The organism is Vagococcus fluvialis bH819 (genome assembly GCF_900163795.1).
GTDB lineage: Bacteria > Bacillota > Bacilli > Lactobacillales > Vagococcaceae > Vagococcus > Vagococcus fluvialis_A.
The window spans coordinates 70,441-91,800 of the sequence record NZ_FWFD01000007.1; the positions used below are offsets into that span (position 1 = coordinate 70,441).

At 33.4% G+C, this 21,360-nt stretch carries 22 protein-coding genes; 11 read left to right on the plus strand and 11 right to left on the minus strand.

Annotated elements, in window-relative coordinates:
• Positions 1 to 6: 6 nt before the first annotated feature.
• From FM121_RS03020 to FM121_RS03035, 4 genes are read right to left on the minus strand one after another with little or no spacing between them, the layout of a single operon-like run.
• Entirely contained in the window at positions 7 to 828 is an 822-nt protein-coding gene (locus FM121_RS03020; protein ID WP_086950671.1) for an ABC transporter permease, read from the minus strand.
• Entirely contained in the window at positions 825 to 1,637 is an 813-nt protein-coding gene (locus tag FM121_RS03025) for an ABC transporter permease (RefSeq protein ID WP_086950672.1), read from the minus strand. Before FM121_RS03025 ends, FM121_RS03020 begins: the two co-directional genes overlap by 4 nt.
• A gap of 11 nt (positions 1,638 to 1,648) precedes the next feature.
• A complete protein-coding gene (locus FM121_RS03030; RefSeq protein ID WP_086950673.1) occupies positions 1,649 to 2,737 on the minus strand; it encodes an ABC transporter ATP-binding protein in 1,089 nt (362 codons plus the stop codon).
• 15 nt (positions 2,738 to 2,752) lie between these two features.
• Positions 2,753 to 3,295: a helix-turn-helix domain-containing protein gene (locus tag FM121_RS03035; protein WP_086950674.1), complete on the minus strand. Its 543-nt coding sequence runs from the start codon at positions 3,293 to 3,295 to the stop codon at positions 2,753 to 2,755.
• 194 nt (positions 3,296 to 3,489) lie between these two features.
• Here FM121_RS03035 and FM121_RS03040 point away from each other — a divergent pair, with 194 nt between their 5' ends.
• Entirely contained in the window at positions 3,490 to 4,485 is a 996-nt protein-coding gene (locus FM121_RS03040) for an acrylyl-CoA reductase family protein (RefSeq protein ID WP_086950675.1), read from the plus strand.
• Between the two features lie 87 nt (positions 4,486 to 4,572).
• On the opposite strand, the gene FM121_RS03045 is transcribed toward FM121_RS03040, so the two are convergent.
• Together FM121_RS03045 and FM121_RS03050 are read right to left on the minus strand one after the other, a co-directional pair.
• Positions 4,573 to 6,015 carry a M20 family metallopeptidase gene (locus FM121_RS03045; protein ID WP_086950676.1) on the minus strand — a complete coding sequence of 481 codons (1,443 nt, stop codon included), beginning with the start codon at positions 6,013 to 6,015 and terminating at the stop codon, positions 4,573 to 4,575.
• A 24-nt stretch (positions 6,016 to 6,039) separates the two neighbouring features.
• Complete coding sequence (locus FM121_RS03050; RefSeq protein ID WP_086950677.1) at positions 6,040 to 7,326, minus strand: anaerobic C4-dicarboxylate transporter family protein; 1,287 nt, start codon at positions 7,324 to 7,326, stop codon at positions 6,040 to 6,042.
• Between the two features lie 454 nt (positions 7,327 to 7,780).
• Here FM121_RS03050 and FM121_RS03055 point away from each other — a divergent pair, with 454 nt between their 5' ends.
• Both FM121_RS03055 and FM121_RS03060 read left to right on the plus strand, forming a co-directional pair.
• Positions 7,781 to 8,800 carry an NAD(P)/FAD-dependent oxidoreductase gene (locus FM121_RS03055; protein WP_086950678.1) on the plus strand — a complete coding sequence of 340 codons (1,020 nt, stop codon included), beginning with the start codon at positions 7,781 to 7,783 and terminating at the stop codon, positions 8,798 to 8,800.
• Between the two features lie 188 nt (positions 8,801 to 8,988).
• Positions 8,989 to 10,197, plus strand: coding sequence for a chloride channel protein (locus FM121_RS03060; RefSeq protein ID WP_086950679.1), 1,209 nt, complete (start codon positions 8,989 to 8,991; stop codon positions 10,195 to 10,197).
• Positions 10,198 to 10,241: 44 nt separating this feature from the next.
• On the opposite strand, the gene murB is transcribed toward FM121_RS03060, so the two are convergent.
• Positions 10,242 to 11,144: a UDP-N-acetylmuramate dehydrogenase gene (gene murB / locus FM121_RS03065; RefSeq protein ID WP_086950680.1), complete on the minus strand. Its 903-nt coding sequence runs from the start codon at positions 11,142 to 11,144 to the stop codon at positions 10,242 to 10,244.
• Between the two features lie 186 nt (positions 11,145 to 11,330).
• Between murB and FM121_RS03070 the strand changes: the two genes are divergently transcribed.
• From FM121_RS03070 to FM121_RS03080, 3 genes are read left to right on the plus strand one after another with little or no spacing between them, the layout of a single operon-like run.
• Positions 11,331 to 12,086: an exodeoxyribonuclease III gene (locus FM121_RS03070; RefSeq protein ID WP_086950681.1), complete on the plus strand. Its 756-nt coding sequence runs from the start codon at positions 11,331 to 11,333 to the stop codon at positions 12,084 to 12,086.
• Between the two features lie 17 nt (positions 12,087 to 12,103).
• Positions 12,104 to 13,060, plus strand: a complete 957-nt coding sequence (locus tag FM121_RS03075) for an Ig-like domain-containing protein (protein WP_086950682.1) — start codon at positions 12,104 to 12,106, stop codon at positions 13,058 to 13,060.
• A gap of 12 nt (positions 13,061 to 13,072) precedes the next feature.
• Positions 13,073 to 13,606, plus strand: coding sequence for a 3'-5' exonuclease (locus tag FM121_RS03080; protein WP_086950683.1), 534 nt, complete (start codon positions 13,073 to 13,075; stop codon positions 13,604 to 13,606).
• A gap of 190 nt (positions 13,607 to 13,796) precedes the next feature.
• On the opposite strand, the gene FM121_RS03085 is transcribed toward FM121_RS03080, so the two are convergent.
• The 4 genes from FM121_RS03085 to FM121_RS03100 all read right to left on the minus strand — a co-directional run bounded on the left by FM121_RS03085 (position 13,797) and on the right by FM121_RS03100 (position 16,717).
• Entirely contained in the window at positions 13,797 to 14,318 is a 522-nt protein-coding gene (locus tag FM121_RS03085; RefSeq protein ID WP_086950684.1) for a GNAT family N-acetyltransferase, read from the minus strand.
• A 1-nt stretch (position 14,319) separates the two neighbouring features.
• The gene (gene tsaE, locus FM121_RS03090) at positions 14,320 to 14,799 is read right to left on the minus strand and encodes a tRNA (adenosine(37)-N6)-threonylcarbamoyltransferase complex ATPase subunit type 1 TsaE (RefSeq protein ID WP_086950685.1); all 480 of its coding nucleotides are present in this window, start codon (positions 14,797 to 14,799) and stop codon (positions 14,320 to 14,322) included.
• A 73-nt stretch (positions 14,800 to 14,872) separates the two neighbouring features.
• Positions 14,873 to 15,856 (minus strand): phosphate acetyltransferase, encoded by a 984-nt coding sequence (gene pta / locus FM121_RS03095; protein WP_086950686.1) that lies wholly within the window; start codon positions 15,854 to 15,856, stop codon positions 14,873 to 14,875.
• Between the two features lie 177 nt (positions 15,857 to 16,033).
• On the minus strand, positions 16,034 to 16,717 hold the full coding sequence (locus tag FM121_RS03100) for a uracil-DNA glycosylase (protein ID WP_086950687.1): 684 nt from the start codon (positions 16,715 to 16,717) through the stop codon (positions 16,034 to 16,036).
• A 98-nt stretch (positions 16,718 to 16,815) separates the two neighbouring features.
• Between FM121_RS03100 and FM121_RS03105 the strand changes: the two genes are divergently transcribed.
• From FM121_RS03105 to FM121_RS03125, 5 genes are all read left to right on the plus strand, one after another.
• The gene (locus tag FM121_RS03105; RefSeq protein WP_086950688.1) at positions 16,816 to 17,685 is read left to right on the plus strand and encodes a Cof-type HAD-IIB family hydrolase; all 870 of its coding nucleotides are present in this window, start codon (positions 16,816 to 16,818) and stop codon (positions 17,683 to 17,685) included.
• Between the two features lie 26 nt (positions 17,686 to 17,711).
• Entirely contained in the window at positions 17,712 to 18,233 is a 522-nt protein-coding gene (locus FM121_RS03110) for an LURP-one-related/scramblase family protein (protein WP_086950689.1), read from the plus strand.
• A gap of 102 nt (positions 18,234 to 18,335) precedes the next feature.
• Positions 18,336 to 20,285: a cation:proton antiporter gene (locus FM121_RS03115; protein ID WP_086950690.1), complete on the plus strand. Its 1,950-nt coding sequence runs from the start codon at positions 18,336 to 18,338 to the stop codon at positions 20,283 to 20,285.
• Positions 20,286 to 20,412: 127 nt separating this feature from the next.
• The gene (locus FM121_RS03120) at positions 20,413 to 20,748 is read left to right on the plus strand and encodes a hypothetical protein (protein WP_086950691.1); all 336 of its coding nucleotides are present in this window, start codon (positions 20,413 to 20,415) and stop codon (positions 20,746 to 20,748) included.
• Positions 20,749 to 20,903: 155 nt separating this feature from the next.
• A complete protein-coding gene (locus FM121_RS03125) occupies positions 20,904 to 21,290 on the plus strand; it encodes a hypothetical protein (protein WP_143597054.1) in 387 nt (128 codons plus the stop codon).
• Positions 21,291 to 21,360: the final 70 nt, after the last annotated feature.

The window sequence follows — 21,360 nt, forward strand, 5'->3', positions numbered from 1 at the left end:
TCCTTTCTAGTTCACTACTTTTCGACGGTGTTTTTTAGTTTTATTTTCTTTACTAATAAAATAATAGCCAAGTACAAGAATCATTGAGAATAGGAATAATAAAGTACTTAGAGCGTTGATTTCTAAACTAATTCCTTGTCTAGCTCTTGAGTAAATTTCAAGAGATAGAGTGCTAAAACCATTTCCCGTAACAAAGAAAGTTACAGCAAAATCATCTAAAGAATAAGTAAATGCCATAAAATAACCAGCAATAATGCCTGGAGTGATATAAGGTAAAATAACTTGGCGTAAAACCTGCCAGTTGTTAGCCCCTAAATCACGAGCAGCATCAATAAGTGACTCGTTCATTTCTTGAATTTTTGGTAAGACCATCAGTACAACAATCGGAATACTAAAAGCAATATGGGAAAGTAAAACAGACATAAAACCTAATTTAAAGCCAAACCATGTGCCTAAAAATGTGAATAAAATCAAGAAACTAGCCCCGATAATAACATCAGGTGAAACCATTAAAATATTATTTAAACTTAAAATCATGTTTCTCATGCCACGTTTTTTAGTATAATGAATTCCCATAGCCCCAAAAGTTCCGATAGTTGTCGCAATTAAGGCAGATAAAAAGGCAAGTAAGAACGTATTAACAACGATACCGATTAACCGAGTGTCTTCAAAAACAGCTCTATAGTGATCTAAAGTAAAGCCTGTAAATTTAGTCATGTTTCCACCATCGTTAAATGAATAGTAAATCAGGTAAAAGATTGGAATGTATAAAAGAATGAAAATGGCTACTAAATAGAGATGAGACCACTTGAATTTATTTTTTGTCATTTTTTCTTTTTACCTCCTTTTTTCTTTTCACCTGTTAAGAACATAATGATGAACATTGTAATAATCAAGATAACGCCAATGGTTGAGCCCATGCCCCAGTTTTGAGTCACTAAGAAATGTTGCTCAATCGCTGTTCCAAGAGTAATCACACGATTTCCACCAATTAAGCGAGTTAACATGAATAAACTTAATGAAGGAATAAAAACAGCTTGGACCCCACTTTTTACCCCATTTAAAGAAAGAGGGAAAATAACACGTCTAAAGGTCTCAAAATTATTTGCGCCTAAATCTCGGCTTGCAGAAATTAGTGAAGGATTAATTTCTTCTAAAGCGTTAAAAATTGGCATAATCATAAAAGGAATTTCAATATAAGTTGCCACAAAAATAAAACTAAAATCAGTAAATAAAATCTGCTGAGAACCAATGCCAATTCCTTCAAGAAAATGATTAATACTACCGTTAATGCTAAATATCCCAATAAAGGCATAAGCTTTCAGCAACAAGTTAATCCAGGTTGGTAAAATAATCAGCATTAACCAAAGTTGTTTATGTTTCGTTTTATTTAATAAATAAGCTGTCGGATAACTAATCAAAAGAGTAAAAAAAGTAATAATGAATGCGTAAAAAACGGAGTTAAAAGTCATCCTTAAATAAGTTCCACTTGTTAAATATTGTTGATAGTTAGCTAAAGTAAAAGCACCACTAGCATCAAAAAATGATTGATAGAATATCAAAAGAACGGGGGCAATCACAAATAAAAGTAACCAAATAACATAGGGGATTGTATACATTTTTTTATTAACTGACATTTTTTCTCCCCCTAGTCTTCATCATAACTTTCAAGTCTCGCATCGAAATCTTCCTCAGATTCTCCAAAACGCATCACGTGGATATCCTCTGGTTCAAAGTAAATCCCTATTTCTTGTCCTTCTTTACTTCGTTTCGTCGAATGAACAGTCCAAGCGTTACCTTCGTTGTCTAAGCAAAAAATTTCATAATGAACCCCTCTAAAGAGAATCGTATCCACAGTGGCGATAAGTTTGCCTTTTTCAATCGGAACAATACTTAAATCTTCTGGTCGAATCATGATTTCCACAGGTTCATTTTTACGCATGCCACTATCCACACATTCAAACTTTTTACCTACAAATTCTACAAGGTTATCCTCTTTCATAACACCATCCACAATATTACTTTCACCAATAAAATTAGCTACAAAGCGGTTAATTGGTTCATCATAAATATCACCAGGTGTACCACTTTGTTCAATGTTACCTTCATTTAAAACAAAAATTTCATCACTCATTGCCAAAGCTTCTTCTTGATCATGGGTAACAAAAATAAAGGTAATTCCCAATCTTTTTTGTAAATCACGTAACTCAGATTGCATAGCTGTTCTAAGTTTTAGATCAAGAGCAGATAAAGGCTCATCGAGTAAGAGAATATCAGGTTCGTTAACAAGAGCGCGAGCAATTGCCACACGTTGACGTTGTCCGCCTGACATTTCGCTAATTTGACGCTCATCAAAACCAGAAAGTTGGACCATACGTAGTGCATCGCTAACTTTTGTCTCAATTTCTCTTTTAGGTAATTTTTTTATTTTTAAACCAAATGCCACATTGTCAAACACATTCATATGAGGGAAAAGGGCATAGTCTTGAAAAACGGTATTTACTTTTCGTTTATTGGCAGGAATTGTATTAATTTTTTTACCATCAAAATAAATATCCCCACTCGTAGGTTCGGAAAATCCCGCGATCAATCTTAAAATAGTCGTTTTTCCACAGCCAGAAGGACCGAGTAAAGTATAGAATTTACCTTGTTCTATTTCAAAACTAACCTCTTTTAAAACGACTGTTTCATCAAATTCTTTTACGACATTGTCAAAGCGAATAATTGTATGACTCATTGTTTGCCACCCCTTTTATAAATATGAATTGGTTGCCACTAATAATAAGCGACTAGTACTTGTATGGTTATTGCTAATTTGATGTTTTTTGAGTGCTTGATAATAGATGCTTTCCCCTTGATTAGCGTAGTAGTAATCTGAGCCAATTTTAATACAGACACTGCCCTCTAAAATATAGGCAAAAGTATCCGAAAGTGAAGGTTCAAATTCTTTATACTCACCTGCCTGATCTAAAGATAGAATAATCGGTTCCATCTCTTTTTCGTTAGAATCAGGAACAAGCCACTTGATTTCGTAACCTTTTTCTTCTTCGTGATAAACGGTATACTCTTCACTTTGATAAACAACTTGTTGAACCTGTTCGTTTTCATCAAAAAAATCTTTCGGTGAAATACCGAGAACTTCTAAAATTGAAAAAAAAGTTTCCATAGAAGGTGAGCTTAATCCTCTCTCCAATTGAGAAATATAACCTTTACTTAAATCTGTCCGCTCACCTAGTTCTTCTTGGGTTAAACTTTTTTGGATGCGTAAATTTTTAATCTTATTGCCAATATTCATTATTTTCCTCGTTTCAAAGTTTATAATTACTAAACTTCAAAGCACAAAAGTTTAATATAATTAAACATGTAGTTTACTAACAACGGAATTATACAAGAAAAGTAAAAATAATTCAATTATTTTACTATAAGATTTACATTAAAAATAAGGTATACTTAAGAGAGAAAAACAAGTTTAAGAAAAGAGGTAAAAAAATGACAATCAAAGGATTTAAAGCACTCGTTGTAGAAGAAACAGAAGGTAACATTACTGCTCGTGTGAAGGAATGTGATTTATCAAACTTGTCAGAAGGGAATACGTTAATAAAAACGGCTTATTCAGCAGTAAATTTCAAAGATGGATTAGCAACAATTAAAAATGGTGGCGTTGTAAGAAGTTATCCCATGATTCCTGGAGTAGATGCAGTAGGTGAAGTTGTTACTTGTGAGGATGGAACATTTGAAGTGGGAGATCTGGTTATCCTTACAGGAAATGCTTTTGGTGTAAGCCATACAGGTGGTTTTAGTGAATACATTCGTGTGCCGAGTCAATGGCCCTTAAAGTTACCTAAAGAGTTGACGCTTAGAGAAGGAGCGATTGTTGGAACAGCGGGTTTAACAGCAGTTGAGGCAATTAATCAATTAGAAAAACATGGATTAGCAGAAAAAAATACTCGCATACTTGTAACAGGAGCTACAGGCGGTGTTGGTAGTACGGCAATTGCGATGCTAAAAAGTTTAGGATATCAAAATATTACTGCGCTATCAAGAAAGAAAAATGAAGATTATCTTTTAGAAATTGGTGCGTCTTGTGTTATAGGGTTAGAGGAATTTATACCTGAAAAAATCAAGCCACTTCAAAAACAACATTTTGATTATGTGATTGATACGATTGGTGGAGAAACGCTGAGTGCTATTTTACCTCAAATTAGCTACGGAGGAAGTATCGCTCTTTGTGGAAATGCAAGCGGTATTAATTTTTCAACAACTGTCTTACCATTTATTTTAAGAGGCGTGACAATGATTGGTATTGATTCAGTCCAATTATCTAATAAAGTTAAACGTGCTATCTGGGAAAAAGTGGCCCAAAACTTAGATAAAGAATTAATAGATAAAATTGGAAGAAAGGAAAAAACACTAGATGAAATGGAAGAGGTTATTTCTGGTTTATTAAAGGGAACGCACTCAGGAAGAACGATAATAAAATTTTAGTAATCAGGAGTATGAAGATATCGAATAAGCTGCTATTTGAACCAAAAATAAAAACGAGACTAACATTTGTCAGTCTCGTTTTTATTTTTATAAACCTAAGCTATTAGGTTTTACATCTGCAGGAATTGGATTAACATAAGGTGTTTGCTGTGTCACCTCAGCTAATTCGGCTTTTGCTTGCTCAATGTATTCAGGATTTTCAATGGCTTTCATAGCAGTTGTTGCCATAACTTTAGCTGCTTGTAACATTCCCTTTTTAGCAATGTTTGTTTTACCATTAGCAACCCATTGCCAAGAATGTAATGCCGTATTAAAGACTTCAGTTGTCATAACACATTGTGCAGTCGGTACAACCCAACTAACATCACCAACATCAGTTGAACCTGGCATTACAAAGTTAGTGAAAGCTTCATTGAATGGATAAATGTAATCTGCTAAAACTTTCCCTTGGTTAGCGCCTAATATTTGTTTCTCTACTGAAGTTATTGGTGGCACCATCATGAATTTTTTCTCGTCATCAGTTAATGAATTATGCATTTCCTTAGCAAAGGCAATATCTTCCTCATCAAACTGAGGAGCGCCAACTTCAATCATACAATCAGACATTAGTTTTGAGTAGACCTTGTTAGGCATGTAATTAGAACAGGCTTTATCAAAGTGAATCTCAACTTCTGTTCCAGTCATAAGAGCTGCACCTTTAGCACAGTCACATAAACGATCATAAATATCTTTTACTTGGAATGCTTTAGGTGCACGGATTAAGTAAAGAGATTTAGCATGTGCTTGGACAACGCTTGGTTGCATACCACCACCATCTAACACTGCGTAATGATAACGAGCTTCTGGTGTCACGTGTTCACGTAAATAGTTAGCTCCAACGTTCATTAATTCCATGGCATCTAATGCACTACGTCCCATATCTGGTGAATTAGCAGCGTGAGATGATTTACCCTTGAATTCAAAGACGGCTTGAATATTTGCCAATGTAGGAGAAGCGATAATAGCATTATCAGTTCCAGGATGCCAGCAAAGAGCCATATCTAAATCATCAAAAGCGTGGGCGCGAGCCATATAAGTTTTACCAGACCCGCCTTCTTCAGCAGGACAGCCATAATATCTAATTTGAGCATCAATATTGTTAGCTTTAACATAGTCTCTTGTTGCAATCGCTGCAGCAAGGGAAGCAGTTCCTAATAAGTTATGACCACATCCGTGACCATTTGTTGTCCCTAGACTAGGATCTGTCTCTTTATGAGTTACACCTGCTTTTTGATTTAATTCAGGTAATGCGTCATACTCACCTAAGAAACCAATGGTAGGACCTTTTGAACCATAAGTTGCGATAAAGGCTGTATCAATATCAGCAATGTTTGTTTCAATGCTGAAACCTTCTTTTTCTAGAACAGCGATAATCGTTTTAGCTGATTCTTGTTCATGGAATTTTGTTTCAGCAATATCCCAAATACGATCACTTAAGGTAAAATACGATTCTTGTTTACTTTCAATCAAATTTTCGATTTCTTTGAACATAATAATTCCTCCTAGTAGGGTTTTTTAAATAAATAGTGTCATTCCATAAGCAAGCACCATAGAGAGGGCTGTGATAATAACACCGGGTATAATGAAACTAAAGGCTTTCGTTCTGCCAGTTCGGTCCAACTCACACGCTAATAGTAGTGTAGGTTGTGCCGGGATAATGAAGTTAACGTTAAGACATTGAACCATAATCACTAAAAAGATAGGTGAGATATTCAAGCTTAAAGCTAACGGGAAGACAATAGCAGCAACAGCTGTTTGAGCCCCGATGATCATAGCGACAAAACTACAAATTAATATAATAACCCAGGGATAGTTTGCTAAAACTTCGCCGATGGTTGTTTGTAAAACAATTTGGTTACCAGGTGAGAAGAAGATGGTCATTCCAACCCAACCAAGACCAAGCACAACAAGAGATGCTCCAAGTGCGTTACTAGTAGCAGGAGCAGCTAAAATGCTTTTTGATTTAATTCTAAAGATAAGAATATTAACAGCAGCTGATAAATACATAAACATTTGCACAACATCAGTTGATTTAATTTTAACACTTTTTCCATCAACTGTATATTGAGGCAATAGCCCCGGGAAAAGACCGAAAATGATAATTGCAACTACACAACCTAAGAAAACAAAAGTAGAGTATTTTGCTTTTTTATCATGAGTGACTTCTTCAGAAATTTCTTGTGTCTCTTCTAGAATACTTTCATCAAATGGAATTCTTTTTTCTATTGCCATTAGAATCAAACTTAAGATAACAATGGCAGCAAGTGTTGATGGTAATACAATAGCTAGATAAGTAATAAGTGACACGCCAAATGGCATTAACATCATAATAACATATGCAGTTGAAGACGAGGCTGGGCTACATAAAAGTGCCATGTTTGAAGCTAGAACCGAACCGATTAAAGCACCTTTTGGATTTACTTTTGATTTTGTAGCAGTTTCTGCGATGATCGGTTCTAAAGATAAACTAATCATAGCAGTTCCCATACCAAAAACGAATAAGAAACAAACAAGGGGGGCAACAAGAGTAATAGCTTTAGGGAAACGACGAATGATTTTTGTCGCAACAGAAATCATGTAATCCATTCCGCCAGAAGCTTGAAGTGCACCACTCGCAATTCCGATAGAAATAATAATTAGTACAGCAGTAACAGGTGGTTCTGAAGGTGGTAATTTAAAAATGAATAACATAATAAAAAGTGCAACAATCGATGAAACTGCGGAACCAAGTGCTCCACCTTTGACTAAACCATAAATAATGGTAATAATCATAATAGCGATTTCAATTAATAATAATGTCATAAAAATCCTCCTGAGTTTAATTTTTAACAACTTTGTTCAATTGAATACGGAATTTGAACAAGCTTGTTAAAAAAAACACCTAGCTATATTTTTTTTAGCGTAGTTATATTCAAACTAACCATATTTAACTTAAAGAAATTTTAACATAAAAAACAACAACATAAAAGAAAAAAAAGATATTTTTTTAAAAAACATAAAAATAAAAATGTTTTATTAATCTTTTTTTAACGCTTACAAAGGTTATAATTATGTAATTTAAATCTTTTAAAATTAATAATGTCTGTTATTTAATTAATGGTATTTATAATATTTAATAACTAAATAAAAGTGTTTTCATTATTAATGTTGCTATTATTAAACAAGTATGATAATTTATGAATGACATCACAAATAGTGATGTTTATTTTATCGTTTCTATTGAGAATGAATATCAATATCGGTTAGGAGAGAAAAAATGATAGATGTTATTATTATTGGCGGGGGTCCCGCTGGTTTATATAGTGCTTTTTATTGTGGACTTAGAGGAATGACTGTAAAAATAATTGAGGCACAGGAATATTTAGGCGGTAAATTGAACGTCTATAAGGAGAAAAATATCTGGGATATTGGTGGAGTGGTTCCTCAATCAGCAGAGGATATTATTTCTGCGTTGATTAAACAAGGAAATACGTTTGATCCAACGATTGTTTTAGGAAAAAAAGTAACAGAAATTAATAGTGAAAAAGAGAAAGTTGCTGTGATAACTGAAGATGGTGAAGTACATCAAGCAAAATCACTTATTATTGCAACAGGAACAGGAATTATTGTACCTAAAAAATTAGATTTTGATTACCCCAGTGTCTTTGAAGCGAGTAATCTTCATTATGAGGTGCAAGAGATAGAATCATATAGAAATCAAGTAGTTATGATCTCAGGAGGTAATGATAGCGCTGTTCAATGGGCTAAGGCACTTAGTTCAGTTGCTAAAAAGATATATTTAGTTTATCGAAAAGAATCATTTAGAGGATATGAAACTGAAGTAGAAAGTGTTCTTTGTGATGAAAAAATCAATTGTTTAACAGAAAAAGAGATTAGTGGTTTTAAATCAGAAAAAAATAATAAAATTGAGATAGTCGAATTAGTCGACACTCTAACAAATAAAAAAGAAGAACTACCTGTTGATGCTGTGATTGTATGTCATGGGTTTGAAAGAAATAATCCTTTGTTAGATAAAAAAGATAGAGTATTTAAAGTAGTGGATGATATCTTTTTTGAAACATCTGAAAAAGGTAAAACATCTATCCCAGGTATTTATGTTGCTGGAGATGCCGCTTCTTATGATGGAAAAGTGCGACTTATTGCAGGTGCTTTCCATGATGCTGTGAATGCAGCCAATGGCGTGAAACAAATTGTAGATCCAGAAGCAAATGAGAGAGGACAAGTTTCTTCTCATCATGACATATTAGAAAAAAGGAATCTTGAAAAAAATAGCTAATAAGAGTAGAATATGACTAAATATGACTATTTTTGGAGTAATAAATTCCTTAACGTAATGATAGAATTGCCAATTAATGCTAATAATTTGAGGTTAACTTAAATGTTAGCCTCTTTTTTTATTTTCTCAAATATGAATAATAGTCAGGGAATAAAAAGTCTATATTTTTTAAAAAGGAGTTTTTAATAATGGAGAAAAGAAAAATAGTTGGACTAATTTTATTTAGTTTAGTAACTGGTTTGTTAGTTGGAGGGTTAGAGGTTATTTTTGGAAAAATTTTGATTCAAGTAACAGAATGGCGACTATCATATTTTAGTTATTTGATTTTATTTTTACCAATAGCAGGCTTAATAATTGAATTTATCTACCGACGCTATGGAGGGATATCTGATCAAGGAATGGGTTTAATTTTTGATGTTGGACATGGTGATCAAGAAAATATTCCGTTACGATTAATTCCAATTGTTATGTTTTCTACTTGGATAACACATTTATTTGGGGGAAGTGCTGGTAGAGAAGGGGTTGCCGTTCAAATTGGTGGTACCCTGTCCCACAGGATGAGTCAGGGAAAACTAGCAAAGTATCTGCCAACAGAAAATATGCCGAAAATAGCTTTAATTACAGGAATGGCTGCTGGTTTTTCTGGATTATTTCAAACACCGATTGCGGCTGTCTTTTTTGCGTTGGAGGTTTTAGTGGCAGGAAGATTTGAAATTAAAGCCCTGCTTCCTGCAAGTATCGCCTCTGTAACAGCTTTTTTTATTTCTTCTTATTTAGGGTTAGAAAAATTTATTTTTCCTATTAATCAATCGATTTCTTTAGATTTTTCGTTAGTAGTTAAATTTGTTGCTTTAGGCCTTATCTTTGGCATAGTAGGTAGATTATTTTCTTATACTTTGTCTAAAGGAAAGAAATTGGCTAAGGATTTACTAGTTAATCCATATTACAGAATTTTTATTGGTGGAATAGTTATCGCGCTACTTATACTGTTGCTACATGGAGGTCGTTACGCAGGTTTAGGAACTAATTTAATCGTAGAGGGATTAAATGGAGAAGGGATTCATTCATATGACTTTATCTTAAAATTAGTGCTGACGGTACTAACTTTATCAGTTGGGTTTCAAGGCGGAGAAGTCACACCTTTATTTTCTATTGGTTGTTCTTTAGGTATTGTACTAGCACCTATGTTTGGATTACCTATTGAATTAGTTGGAGCAGCAGGTTATATTGCTGTTTTTGGTAGTGGAACAAATACACTTTTAGCACCAATATTAATCGGTGGAGAAGTATTTGGCTTTCAGTTTATCCCAGTATTCTTTATAACGATGAGTGTAGCTTATTGTTGTAATGGTAATCATTCGATATATAATAAGCAAAAAATGTTAGGTGAAAAATAAAAAAGAGAGGGAAGGAAAAATTATTTTTCTTCCCTCCCTTTTTTTTATTTTTCTCTACCAATCACTCGAACTTCAGTTTCCAAGGTTACGTTGAATTTCTCTAAGATTACGGATTGAATATGTTGAATTAACTCTACATAATCAGTAGCTGTTGCGTGATTAATATTAACAATAAAACCCGCATGTTTCGTTGAAATTTGAGCACCACCCCAAACTAAACCTTGCAGATTAGCATCTTGAATCAGTTTTCCTGTAAAGTGACCTTCCGGACGTTTGAAAACGCTACCGCAAGAAGGATATTCTAGAGGTTGCTTACTTTCTCTAAGATGAGTTAGTTCATTCATTTTATCTTGAATGGTTTCATGCACTCCTTTTTCTAAAGAGAAAGTCACGTTCAAAACAATGCCCTTCATATTTTGTAGAACACTATGTCGATAAGAGAAGTCCATTTCTTCTTTAGAGTAAGTGACAATTCGTCCATCTTCCAAGATGATCTCAGCTGATTCGAAGACATCAACTAGCTCACCACCATAAGCACCAGCATTCATATAAGCAGCACCGCCAATACTACCAGGAATTCCACACGCAAATTCTAGGCCTGTTAAATTCATCCTAAGCGCTTCTTTAGTTACATCGATTAATTTAGCGCCAGCGTCAGCTGTGATAGTATTTTTTTTGGTAGTTACTTGATTTAATTCGCTTAACATAATCACAAAACCAGAGATTCCCCCATCTCTAACAATTAGGTTACTGGCATTACCTAAACAAAGCCAATCCATTTTTTCTCGGTTACAATAATCAATAATTTCTTTAACTTCTTCTGTTGATTTTGGAAAAAGTAGACAATCAGCAGGGCCGCCAGTTTTAGTGTAAGTAAATTGTGATAGAGGTTCGTTGAAAGACAACTTAATTTGGTTTAAGTCAGTTATTATTTTTTCGATATTCATTTTGTTTTTCTCCTTAGTCAATCATTCATCTTGCCCATTTTATCATAATTAAACATAATAAGCTTTTTTTATGTCTATCTCTTTAAAAATAATAACTTTCTTTTTAAGGATATATATTTTTGAAGCTTAGTTTATATGTTAGAATAAACAGTATAGAAAGAAATGTGAAGTAGGAGGATATACCCATTGAAACTAGTATCTTGGAATGTCAATGGCTTGAGAGCTGTTGTAAAAAAAGGATTTATTGATATATTTAATGAAATAGACGCCGATATTTTTTGTTTACAAGAAACAAAATTACAAGAAGGACAAATTGATTTAGAGCTAGAAGGTTATACGCAATACTGGAATTATGCTGAAAAAAAGGGCTATTCTGGAACAGCAGTGTTTAGTAAAGAGGAAGCGGTAAGTGTTTTTTATGGAATGGGAATTGAAGAACATGATAAAGAAGGTCGCGTGATTACATGTGAATACAATGATTTTTATTTGGTTACGTGTTACACTCCGAATTCTCAAGCAGAGTTAAAAAGATTAGAATACCGCTTGCAGTGGGAAAAGGATTTTTTAAATTATTTAAAAGAATTAGAAGAAACAAAACCTGTCATTTTATGTGGTGATTTAAATGTTGCTCATGAAAATATTGATTTAAAAAATTGGAAAACAAATCGAAAAAATCCGGGATTTTCAGATGCCGAACGTGATGCATTCACTCAATTTTTAGGTAGAGGCTTTACTGATACATTCCGGTACTTTTATCCAGATTTAGAAGGAGCCTATTCTTGGTGGAGTTACCGCTTTAATGCAAGAGCCAATAATGCAGGTTGGAGAATTGATTATTTCTGTGTGTCTGAAAGTTTAAATGATAAACTACAAGAAGCTAAAATTTTAAAAGAGGTTTATGGGAGTGATCATTGTCCTGTTGAATTAACAATAAAAGTATAAAAGTGAGGAAAATTAATATGAAAAAAACATTTAAATGGCTAACAGTTGCCGTATTAGTCATGGTATTTTGCTCAGTTTCTTCACTAGTTGGAGTGGCAGAGGATAAAAAAGAAGATCAGCTAATACATGAATTAAAATATGACAAGGATAAAAGCGTTTTATCTGGAAAAACGAAACCGAATGCTAACATCTATATTAAAGATGTTGCAGGCAGTGTTGTAGCAGATGAAAAGGGTGGATTTGAAATACCTATACCTAAGGGAATGAAGGTATCTCCTATTCTAATGTTAGATGCTGAGGGAAATAATTCCACAGATATTCGCTATAACTTTGAAAAAAATACGGTTGAAAAAGAAGAAGAAGAGTCTAGTAAAAAAGATTCGACAAAAGCATCTGAAAAAGAATCTAAAAATTCAGAAGAAGATAAAGATAAAGAAGAAAGTACTGATACATCAGAGACGAAAGAAAGTAAATCAGAGGATAATTCAACTTCTGAATCAAAAAAAGCTAAAAAATCAAAAAATGATTCAAAAGAACTAACAGTCTCTACTGAAAGCTACAAAGCTGAAAAAGAAGAAGGAAAGAGAAGTTTAGTTTGGCTTTGGACATTATTAATAATTTTATTGATTGGCGGTTTATTAGTAGGTGGCTACTTCTGGTATAAGAAAAAAATTGAAAAAGAGGAAGCAGCAGAACGTAAAAGAAAACGTCACTCTAACAAAAAGAAAACAAAAAAAAGTAATAAAAAATTAGATGCTGATTTTGAGGACGATTTATACGAAGATTTTAAAGAAGATAAGACCAAGAATACAAAAGGAAAGCATACTAAGTCATCTAGATCTAAGCAGAAGGTAAGTTTGGATCAATTAATCGATTCTGAATTAGAGAGTCAACCGTCTAAAAATACTAAGAAACGTCGGTCATCAAGCTCTAATGCCAGTAGTAAAAAACGGAAAAAAAGTTCTAAAAAGTAAAGGAAGATGGTCATGAATTTTATTGCTTATGATTTTGAAACAGCTAACGGAAAAGCCTATAGTGCATGCTCAATTGCACTAGTAATGGTGAAAGATAGTAAAATTGTAGGGAATTATTATTCATTGATTAATCCGAAAACTGAATTTCATTGGCGAAATATCCAAGTTCATGGTATTCATGAGAAAGATGTTCAGGATGCCCCGACATTTGATGAAGTGTGGCAAGAGATAGGTCAATATTTTGAGAAAGAACGTTTAATTGTCGCTCATAATGCTTCTTTTGATAATCGTGTATTAGCAAGCTGTTTGTCACACTACGAGTTGCCAGAAGCCCATTTTATTTCATTATGTACGGTGAGAACAAGCCGAAAATTATTTCCTAATTTAGAAAATCACCGCTTAAATACAGTATGTGACTATTTGTCAATTGGCTTAGAAAATCATCATCATGCGTTAGATGATAGCTTAGCTTGTGCGAACATCTTACTACAACAAGAGCATCAATTTGGTGTAGATCCATTAAAAAAATTAGTTAAATTAATATAAGGTGATGAAAAAATCGTTTTGCTCCAAGCAACTGGAAGGATTCACAAACAATTCGTGCATTTGGGATTGATTGTGAAAACTGAAGTTGTCGAAGGAGTAGAATTTTGAATCCCGACTAAATAAAGTGGTAAATTTTCCGAAAAATAAAAGAGCCAAAGATGACTCATAATGGTCATTTTGGGCTCTTTTTTTATTCTAGAATGTAACTCATTAAAATAATATCCAGATACTCATGATCTTCTGATAAAAAACCATATTTAATAGTTCCTTCAATTTCAAAATTTAATTTTTGATAAAGAGAAAAAGCACGTTTGTTTCGTTCTTGAACTTTAATTTCTAATCGTTTAATGACGTTACCGTCAGTTGCCCAATCGATGATTTCTTCAATCATAATGGAACCTAAACCATAACCCCAAAATTCTTTTAGAATACTAATACCTATTTCACCAATATGTCTGACTGGCTGATCATTTTCTCCAGTAACTGTAGCTACACCAATTAGTTCATCATGGTTAAAAGCAAGTAGAATGAGTTGATTGTCTTCTTCATAGATAAAATCAATCTGATCAGCCATAGCTTCTTCTTTTAATTTAAGAGAGTAAGGATTAACGAGTAGAAAAGGTGTTTCCTTATCTAAAATATTCATAACACGTAGTAATTCTTGAGCGTCTTGGGGTGTTGCTTCTCTAAGTGTAATGTCTAGTTTGCTCATATTAAAGGTCCCAACCTAGATTAGATAAATTAATTTGTAGTTGCTTCATTTTTTCTGTAGCAGAAGGAGAAGTAGCCCTCATATGGAAAGCACGTTCTTCATTACTAACTTTATCTAAAAATAATTCGATGTAGGGAGAGAAGATGTCAGCGATAATCATCTGTCCCCATTCAATGACACAAACACCGTCCCCCTCTAGGTATTCATCTAACCCAAGATCGGTTGCCCCTTCTGTTAGGCGGTAAACATCCATATGGTATAAAGGCAGTCGCCCTGTATCGTATTCTCGAATTAAAGTATAAGTAGGACTTTTAATCATTTGTTCAATACCAAGGCCTTGTGCAAAACCTTTAGTAAAAGTTGTTTTACCAGCACCAAGCTCACCTGTTAGGAGAAATATATCTCCCTTTTGAGATAAACTGGCGATATCAAAAGCTAATTTTTTAGTTTCTTCTTCATTTCTAAGTTGTATTTTTTTCATGTTTACCTCCTTATCATCTGTAAGTATAAAGCGAAGATAAAAAAAAAGCCATGCTTAGCATGACTTTTTTAGATTATTTTTCTTGTAGCGCTTGTGAAGCAGTGATGATTGATAATTTGTAAACATCCTCTTCGTTACAGCCACGAGAAAGGTCAGAGATTGGTTTGTTTAATCCCTGTAAGATAGGTCCAATCGCTTGGAAGCCACCTAAACGTTGAGCAATTTTGTAGCCAATGTTTCCTGATTGAATTTCTGGGAAAACAAAGACATTAGCGCTACCTGCTACAGTTGAATCTGGTGCTTTTTGTTGAGCAACAGAAGGAACGTAAGAAGCATCAAATTGTAATTCGCCATCAATCGCATATTCAGGAGCTAATTCTTTAGCGATTTTAGTCGCTTCAGCTACTTTAGTTACTTCGTCAGATTTAGCAGAACCTTTTGTTGAAAAGCTTAATAAAGCCACTTTTGGTTCAATACCAAAGATTTCAGCAGTTTTAGCACTTTCAACAGCGATTTCAGCTAAAGCTTGTGCGTCTGGGTTAATGTTGATAGCGCAGTCTGAGAAAATATATTTTTCAGAGTCACGGTTACCAACCATTAAGAAAGCACCACTTGTACGGCTAACGCCTGGTTTTGTTTTGATAATTTGTAGAGCAGGACGAATAGTATCACCTGTTGAGTGAACCGCACCACTTACTAAACCATCTGCCAAGTCCATAAAGACTAACATTGTTCCGAAGTAATTTTCATCTTTTAAGATTGTACGAGCTTGATCTTCAGTCGCTTTACCTTTACGGCGATCGATGAATGATGTCACCATATCATCAAATGCTGGGTAGTTGTTAGGATCGATAATTTCTAAACTGTCCACAGATAAACCACGAGTGTTTGCAACTTCTTTAATTTTATCTACATTACCAATTAAGATTGGTTCAACTAATCCATCAGATTTTAAACGTACAGCAGCGCCTAATACTCTAATGTCTGTTGGTTCTGGGAAAACAATACGTAAATTTTTTCCACCAATATTTTCTTTTAATCCATCAAATAGTTCCACTAAGAAACCCTCCACTTTTTATACTTTTAAATCATGTGTCTATCATACAACGATTCTAATAAAAAAGACAGTATTTTTTCCTGTTTCTAATAAAAAAGTAGCTATTTATTAGAATTTGATAAAAAGTAAGTATAACAGAAAAAATATCTGTTCTAATACACGATTAAGAAAGAAAATTTAGAATAAAGACTCTCCTAAATTCCAATCAATAGGCGCTTTATTTTGGCTTTTAAGTAGCTGATTGATAGTAGAATAAGGTTTACTCCCAAAAAAGCCTCGATATGAAGATAAGGGGCTAGGATGGGGAGCTTCGATAATGAAGTGTCTTGAAGTATCAATCATTTTTTTCTTTTGGCTAGCAGGTTTGCCCCAAAGAACAAAAATTATTGGATCTTTTCGTTGATTCAAGCACTCAATAACAGCATCAGTAAAAATTTCCCAACCTTTTCCTTTGTGAGAATGGGCGCATCCTTTTCTGACTGTCAGAACCGTGTTAAGTAAAAATATGCCTTGCTCAGCCCAAGGTAGTAAGTAGCCGGTATTTGGAATAGGAATATCTAGATCACTTTCTAATTCTTTATACATATTCTTTAGAGAAGGTGGGATTTTTTCACCTGGTAAAACAGAAAAGCTAAGGCCATGTGCTTGGTTTTCTCCGTGATAAGGATCTTGTCCTAGAATAACCACTTGTACTTTATCAAAAGGGGTTGCTTCAAAAGCTGTGAATAGATTTTTCTTTTCAGGGAAGATTATTTGTGCTTTATATTCTTCATTTAAAAAAGTTGTTAATTCTTTAAAATACTCTTTTTTTATTTCTTTTTCTAATAATAAGTTCCAATTTTCTGGAAGCGTTAATGTCATTTGTCTCACCTCATCTAGTAGTTTATCACAAAGACATGATTAACCAGTCAAAAAATGGTAAACTATAATTACTAAATTAGAGGAGGCAACATACGTCTATGATTAAAATGATTGCATCTGATATGGATGGAACTTTATTAACATCACATCTGTCTATTTCTGAGAAAAATAAAGAAGCAGTACTAGCTGCACAAGAACAAGGTATCGAATTTATGGTAGCAACAGGTCGTGCCTACACGGAAGCTAAACCGCCATTAGAGGAAATGGGTATCCATTGTGGCATGATCACAGGTAATGGGGCGCAAGCTTTTGATGCTGATGGCAATGTTATTTTTACTATTGATATTGATAAAAAAACAGCAAAAGAAGTCATGGCTATTTTTAGAGAAAATAATCTTTATTTTGAAATTATGACATCACAAGGTGTATACTCAGATAATCAACCCCAACGATTAGAAAATTTTGCTACAATGTTAGCAGAAAATATTCCTCATATTACTTTTAAAATGGCAATTGCAATGGCTTCAACTCATATTAACATGTTACCAGTTATCTATACGGAAAGTTATGAGACATTAATAGAAAATCCTGAGATGGATATCTTAAAATTTATTACTTTTAGTGAGGATGGACAAGAGGTTTTACAACCAATCGCTGAAAAAATTAGCCAATTAGGAGAAGTTCATGTTACGTCATCATTTCCTAATAATATCGAAGTGAATCACCGTGATGCCCAAAAAGGTGTGGCTGTTTCAAGGTTGGCTGAAGAGAGAGGTATTGATTTAGCTGATGTCATGGCAATTGGTGATAATTTTAATGATGTATCGATGTTAGAAATAGCAGGAGTTAGTTTTGCTATGGGAAATGCAGAAGATGGCGTAAAAAAAATTGCAAAATATATTGCAGAGACAAATGTGAATGATGGTGTTGGAAAAGCAATCGAGAGAGCGATGTCAGAGAATCTTTAGTTTTTAATGAAAGAAGCTGATAAAATATGACTGTTTATTATATTCAACAAAACTTATTATCTGCAAAAGTACGGACTGTCATTAAAGATACCCAAGATCGCCCAGTTTTTCTTTTGGTAGGCAGTTGGGGAACACGAGGAGATAGTATCTCTATTTATAACTTAGATGGAAAAGTCTTGGCTAGCGCTAAACAAACAACCTTTGCTATAAAATCACAATTTGAAATTTATTCATGCCATGATAAAGTAGGAAGTCTAAGTCGTTTATTTTCTATTAATCGGGATTTTTACTACATAAAAAATCTTAGATGGCTTGCAGTTGGTGATATTAACCATCAAGAGTATAAAATTTATCGTTTCAATGAGTTGATTATGGAAATGACAAAGGTACTTAGTCGTAAGGGTGAGTACTATAAAATTGTGGTTCACGAAGATGAAGACGCGGCTGTTTGTATTTGCATTGCGGCAGTGTTAGATTACTGGGCAAGAAAAGGTAATAAGAAAGAAGAATTGGTGAATAAAAAAATAGTTAATATCCAATTAAGTTAATGTTATCAAGTGGGCTGACAAACCCATGTCAGCCTACTTTTATTTTTTAATATTTATTATACGGGGAGATAATGTTTTATAAATTGAGGAGAGAGGTGTTTTATGGAAGTATTTGAATCAGTATTAATTATGCTTTTTATTGTATTACTATCTAATATATTAAATCGGTTTATTCCGACTATTGCCATTCCGTTAATACAAGTTGGGCTGGGAGTTATATTAGCTGTTTTTACATCGTTCCATTTTTTTGAATTAAGTTCTGAGTTTTTTATGTTGCTATTTTTAGCACCGTTATTATTCAATGAAGGGGTCGTTGTCGATAAAAAAGCCCTTTGGAAAGCTAAAAAAGCGATAACTATGCTTTCGATTGTCCTTGTCTTTGTAACAGTCGGACTGTTAGGAAGTGTTATCCATTGGTTAATCCCAACAATGCCGTTAGCAGGAAGTTTTGCATTAGCAGCAGCATTAGCACCAACAGATGCGGTTGCTGTAGGAGCATTGGCTCAAAAAGTAAAAATTCCGCATAAAATGATGAATACGCTGGAGGGAGAAGCTTTAATAAATGACGCATCTGGTTTAGTGTCTTTCCAATTTGCAGTGGCAGCTCTTTTAACAGGAACTTTTTCAATTGCACAAGCCGGATTTAGCTTTGTTTTAATTTCACTTGGTGGTGTAGTTATAGGTATTGTTCTTAGTCTGTTAGTTATTTTAGTCGTTCATTGGTTACGTAATTTAGGGATTGAAAATAATATTTCATTTATTTTATTAGAAATACTGTTACCTTTTGGTGTCTTTATTGTGGCTGAGCATTTCCATGCTAATGGTATTCTAGCAGTTGTGAGTGCTGGGTTGGTCTATTCTATAAGTTATAAAAAAGTGAATGCAGACATTGCGCAGTTACATCTATTATCTAAGAATACGTGGTCAGTCTTTACTTTTAGTTTGAACGGTTTGGTTTTTGTCTTGTTAGGATTACAACTTCCTAATGCTATCCACGCCGTATGGAAAAATAATAATATTAGCAATGTTACGCTAGTTTTCTATGTATTGATAATTACAGTTATTCTACTAGGTATTCGATTCCTATGTTTTGGTCTATTTAAAAACTTTGAAAAGAATTCAGAGTTACCCAAACAAGACCAATTGAAGCAAACAGCTCTCTATACTATTTCGGGAGTTAGGGGAACGATTACACTAGTCAGTGCATTGAGTTTGCCTGTTGTTTTGGGCAATGGAGATCTCTTTTTAGAAAGAGAATTACTAATTAGTATTGCTGGAGGTGTGATTATTACGACATTACTTTTAGCTAACTTTGCTATGCCACTTTTCGCTGAGAAAAATGAGAAAGTAGATAACGTAATTGATCACCAGAAAGAAAAAGAAATTTTAAGAAATGTAATTAAGCAATTAGACAAGCAAACCACGATTGAAAATCAAGGAGCAATTGCTAAAGTCATTGATATTTATAATGATCGAATCTTGAATTTAAGTAAAAATCAGGAGGATAGTGACAAACTAGACCAGCTAAAAGAATTAATTTTAAAATGGCAATATGCTGATACATTGAAGCAGTTACATGATAAAGAAATTAATTTACAAGTGGCCTTTCGACATATTCGACGCTTAAATAAATTACTTTATCATTTAACAAGAGATGAGTCTTATCGAGGCAATATTTTTTATGGTAAATTAATTCGTCAAAAGCTAAAATTAGAAACCTTTGTGCCACTTAGTTATTCTGAAAAACGTCAGCAACGTCGCTATTTAAAAGAAAGTAACTGGAACTATATCATGAAAAAATTAGATGAGTTAGATCAAGAAGAGTTTTCACCAGAAATGATTGCTTTCTATCAATCACGCTATTCAAGAAAAAATCGTTACCTTAATAAAGATAGTTTTGATAGTACGGATGAGTGGTTAGAGTACGCTATTCAAATCGAGCGTGACAGTGTTCAACAAGCATTTGAATTAGGAGATATGACACGTAGTGAAGTTAAAGTTTATCGCGAAAACTTAATTGCTATAGAAAGCACGATACAGTTTGGTGATTAAAAATAAAAAAGGTAAGAAGCTGGAAAATTAAATCAGCTTCTTACCTTTTTTGTCTTAATAAATTCCTCATGATTACCGATTTAAATTAAAAGAAAGATTTTACTATTAATAAATAGGAGGAGAAATAATGCAAAAATTTTTATTAGGTTTTGCGGCGTTGGATTATTTAATTGTGTTAGGTTGGGCAGGTATGGCGATTAAGAATAAAAGTTGTACTACACCGGATAAAGCGATACGATCATTTTTATTTAACAAAGGTTTCTACTTAAAAAATTTAACATGCAATATTGAAGAAACAGATTATTTTTTTACTCAAGATCAAGAACTTGAATTAGATGAAAATCAAACTATCTATAAAATTACACCACCACTCTATGAGAAAAATACAGCAATTCATTTTGAATATTTTTCGATTATTAAAGAAGAAAAGAAGTATGTGGTTGAGGTGTTTGAGGGAGAATAGATTGAAGAATGAAACTGATAGTAAAAGTTTCATTCTTTTTTTGTAGTGATAGTCATAAATTTTTAAGAAATATATCAGAAATATATTATATATAACTGTGGTTATTATTGTATTCTAAGAATGTACAAAAAATATTAAAGGGAGATATGATGAAAATGAAAAAACAAAAATTAGTTATCTTATCGTTGTTGTCACTAGGGATTTTGGGAGGTATGGCTAATACAGCTTTGGCAAGAGATGTGATAGAAATTAAAAATTTTAGAGTAACATCTAATGGAAGTTATACACCAGCAGCCAAAAAATATACTTCTTCTAATACAGTAATTAATCTGCAACAAACTGGTGGTGGAAAAAGAGTAGATGTAGATAATTATTCAACTGGTGGTAAGTGGGTAGGTAGTACTACTTGTTGGACCAATACCAGAAAATCATTTTCAGATAATTCAGCTCCAGGAGGACGTTACAACTTGAAATTGTCTAACAAAAAGTGGGGGCAGGACAATTTTTCAGTAACAGGATCATGGTCACCTGACTCATATTAATAATCAGATGATTTCTTGTAAAAACATATAAAAATAATCTGAGAATAGAGGCTGACGTGGTTTATCAGCT